The sequence below is a fragment of the Kitasatospora sp. NPDC007106 genome, from assembly GCF_040634455.1.
Taxonomy (GTDB): domain Bacteria; phylum Actinomycetota; class Actinomycetes; order Streptomycetales; family Streptomycetaceae; genus Kitasatospora; species Kitasatospora arboriphila.
This window is the reverse complement of sequence record NZ_JBEYFP010000739.1, coordinates 1-2863: the sequence shown is the minus strand read 5'-3', so window position 1 is coordinate 2863 and position 2863 is coordinate 1. Positions and strand designations below refer to the sequence as shown.

4 protein-coding genes are annotated in these 2863 nt (G+C 72.2%); all 4 read right to left on the bottom strand.

Translation table 11 applies throughout. The annotated features are described in order from the left end of the window. Positions 1-439: 439 nt before the first annotated feature. Positions 440-940 carry a hemerythrin domain-containing protein gene (locus ABZ641_RS31640; RefSeq protein ID WP_359987375.1) on the bottom strand — a complete coding sequence of 167 codons (501 nt, stop codon included), beginning with the start codon at positions 938-940 and terminating at the stop codon, positions 440-442. A gap of 430 nt (positions 941-1370) precedes the next feature. After that, on the bottom strand, positions 1371-1775 hold the full coding sequence (locus ABZ641_RS31635; protein WP_359987372.1) for a gas vesicle protein K: 405 nt from the start codon (positions 1773-1775) through the stop codon (positions 1371-1373). After that, positions 1772-2014: a gas vesicle protein gene (locus ABZ641_RS31630; RefSeq protein WP_344624628.1), complete on the bottom strand. Its 243-nt coding sequence runs from the start codon at positions 2012-2014 to the stop codon at positions 1772-1774. The genes ABZ641_RS31635 and ABZ641_RS31630 overlap by 4 nt, the downstream gene beginning before the upstream one ends. Next, positions 2011-2805 (bottom strand): GvpL/GvpF family gas vesicle protein, encoded by a 795-nt coding sequence (locus ABZ641_RS31625; RefSeq protein WP_344624629.1) that lies wholly within the window; start codon positions 2803-2805, stop codon positions 2011-2013. Before ABZ641_RS31625 ends, ABZ641_RS31630 begins: the two co-directional genes overlap by 4 nt. Positions 2806-2863: the final 58 nt, after the last annotated feature.

The following is a 2863-nucleotide window of genomic DNA, read 5'->3' as shown; positions in this document are numbered from 1 at the left end:
CCCCCGGTCACCGCCCCCGGTCACCGGCCGCAAGCACCGGCGGACGCGGCACTTCGACGCTTGCGGGCGAGGCGGCCGTCGGGGCATGGGGCACGCCTGCCCGGTGACGACTCCGGGTTCACGGCCGGGGACCGTTTGACGGTTCACCAGGTATGGGCGACGGCCTCCGGCCTCGTGGCCGACGGCTCCGATGATCCGGAGGATCAGTCCGATGAGGAGCGGGACAAGGCCGATCGTCCACGGGAAGCCGACGCCGGCGACCGGGCCGATGACGAGGAGGATTGCGACGCCGCGGACGATCATTGCGGCCTCCGGCGTGACGCCTCCTTGGCCGGCCCAGTCCGGCGCTGCACGGCTGCGGAGCGGGGCCGATCCCGGGGCAGGGGCCTTCGGCAACGGGATCGGGAGCGATGTACGGCTGTCCGGCGTGCCTTTGCGGTCAGCGGAAGATCGCGTCGGCGGCCTTCTTGAGCGAGCCGGGCTGTCGGGGCCGGCGGGGTGCCGTGGCGCGGGCCTCAAGCATGCGGGCCCCGATCTCCTGGAGTTCCCTGCGGCCCAGGGCGTCACGGACCTTGGGGAACCAGTCGTCCTCCTCCTCCTGGATGTGGTGGCCGACGGCTTCGACGAGGACGGTGGTCTTCGCGTCGAACCGCTCGTCGTCCGGGTCCATCGCGTCGAGTTCGGCGCACAGCAGGTCGGCGACGTGGTGCTCCTCGAAGGACTCCAGGATGTCCTGTTCGAGTGCGGGAACGAGTTCACGGATCGCGGGGTACATGACTTCGTTCTCGATGAAGGTGTGGACCGTCAGTGCTTCCACGATCCTGCTCACGAGGTCCGACTTGACCTCTTTGGCGTTCTCGTCGGCGGCTTCGAAGGCTCGGAAGAGGCGGCGCACCTCCTTGTGGTCCTCCTTCAGCAGAACAATGGCATCAGTGGACATGGGCTGGTTCCTCCGTAGGGCGAGGCATGGCCTCGCGTCTGCCCGCCGGGCTCGGGCTCACACGTCCGGTGCCCGCCGATCCCGTGCCGTCCGATCCCGTGCCGTCCGCGCCTGACAGGCTGCCGGGGGCGACCGACCTGCTGCACCTGCTGGACCGGCGGGTGAAGGGCGACCGGCCCGTTCACGGCGTTCGTCGAGCCCGGGCATGGAGTACGGCTTCCGGTCCGGCCGTGACCCGCGCCGCGCGTCACGGCCTTCGCCGGATCGGGTCGGTCGGGGATGTGCCGGTGCGGCCCTGCAGCCGCTGCCCGCACGTGGTCGTCCTGTGTGTCTTCGGGTTGCTCCCCGTGCCCGGGAGCGGTGACGAGTGCACCGTCGGGGCGGGCAGTCGGCTTCCGTCCGGCCTGTGCCGCACCTGCGTGCCGAGGTGTCAGTCCGGCGGCGGGAGGAGGGTGCCGAGCGGGCCGAGGTCGAGGTTGAGGTCCTGAAGGGTCAGGCCGTAGCGGGTGCAGAGTTCGGTCATGCGGTCGTGGAGGGCCATGAGGGTGGCGCCGAGGGTTTCTTCCTGAGCGTCGGTGAGGTCACCGGACTCGACGCGGTGGAGTGCCTGGCGTTCGATGAGCTGGCGCAGGAGTTCGACGATGGTGAGGACCAGCTTCATGAGGTCGCGTTCGACGGTGTCCGGACTGGTGCTGATCCTCCGGGCCGGGCCCCGGGGCCCGGGGGCGAGGAGCCGGGGGTCGTCGCGGGGCGTGGCAGGCAGCAGTCGGAAGGCGCGGGTGGCCGCTTCGGCGACTTCGTCGAAGCGGTCGGAGGGACGGGGTGTGTCCGTCATGGCCGTCCGGGTGGTTGCGGGACGCCCGTGGCCCACGGTGCGGGGTGCTGTTCACTGATGGACACGATGAGTGCTCGCAGCGATATCCGGACGAGGTCGATGTCCGCGATGGACAGGACGATGTCGCCGGTGAGGACGACGCCGCTGCCGAGCAGGCGGTCGAGCAGGTCGATGAGGGCGACCTGGCGCTGCGGCAGGGGGGCGTCGGGGGCGGCCGATCGGTCGTTGGCTGCCCTCACGGCGCGGTGTCTTCCTCTTCGTGCGGGGCGGCGAAGGAGTAGGGGGCCCAGGGGCCGGTGACGTCGACCCGGATCCCGGGCAGGCCGTCGGTCGACCGCATCACGTCGGCCCGGAAGGCCTCCGCGCGTTCCACGGGGACGAGGTAGGCGTCGTTGGTGACGTTGGTGCCGGGCCCCGGAGCGAGTTCGCCCTGCTGGACGCGGTGGCGGACGCGGTCGACGGCGTGGAGCCGTGCGGCTGCGTCGATCCGCTCGGCGGCCGTCCGGGCCGCGTCGTGGCTGTCCTGCCGGAGGTCCTGTTCGGCCCGGCGGTGGTGGAGGTAGGCGCGTCCGGGGCCGAGGTCCGCCGGTGGGGGCGGGGGCGGGGTGGCAGGGGCGTCGAGATAGAGCTTGACGCCCCACTCCAGCCGGTCGGCCAGCTGGGTGAGGCGGTCGAGGAAGGTCTCCTGCCGGGCGTCGAGCACGGCACGTACGCGGCCGTCGTCGAGGTGGACGGTGGCCAGCCGCAGCGGCAGGACGGTGGTGTGTGCGGCGATCGCCTCGATCACGCCGTGGTGGCTCCGGGCGACCTCCTCCAGCCACGCGAGTTCCTCCAGGTGGCGCCGGAGTGCGGTCTCGTCGAAGTCCTCGGCCGGCACCGGGCTGACGGCGGCCACCGGGTCACGGCCGCGCGTGGGCTGCACGAGGTGGACACGCGAGGCGGCCACTCCGGTGAGGGCCGCGACGACCTGCGCGAGTCCGTCGGTGTACCGGGCGATGGCGTAGGTGTAGGCGAGGTGCGGCCCGGTCATGGCTCGTCCCCCGTGTCGGGCCGGGTGCGGGGCGGTGTCCGCTTCGTGCGTGCGGGCC

Bases quoted from the DNA above. Each gene is read 5' to 3' on its own strand.
- ABZ641_RS31640 (WP_359987375.1), bottom strand. From the start codon at position 940: ATGTCCACTGATGCCATTGTTCTGCTGAAGGAGGACCACAAGGAGGTG.
- ABZ641_RS31635 (WP_359987372.1), bottom strand. From the start codon at position 1,775: ATGACGGACACACCCCGTCCCTCCGACCGCTTCGACGAAGTCGCCGAA.
- ABZ641_RS31625 (WP_344624629.1), bottom strand. From the start codon at position 2,805: ATGACCGGGCCGCACCTCGCCTACACCTACGCCATCGCCCGGTACACC.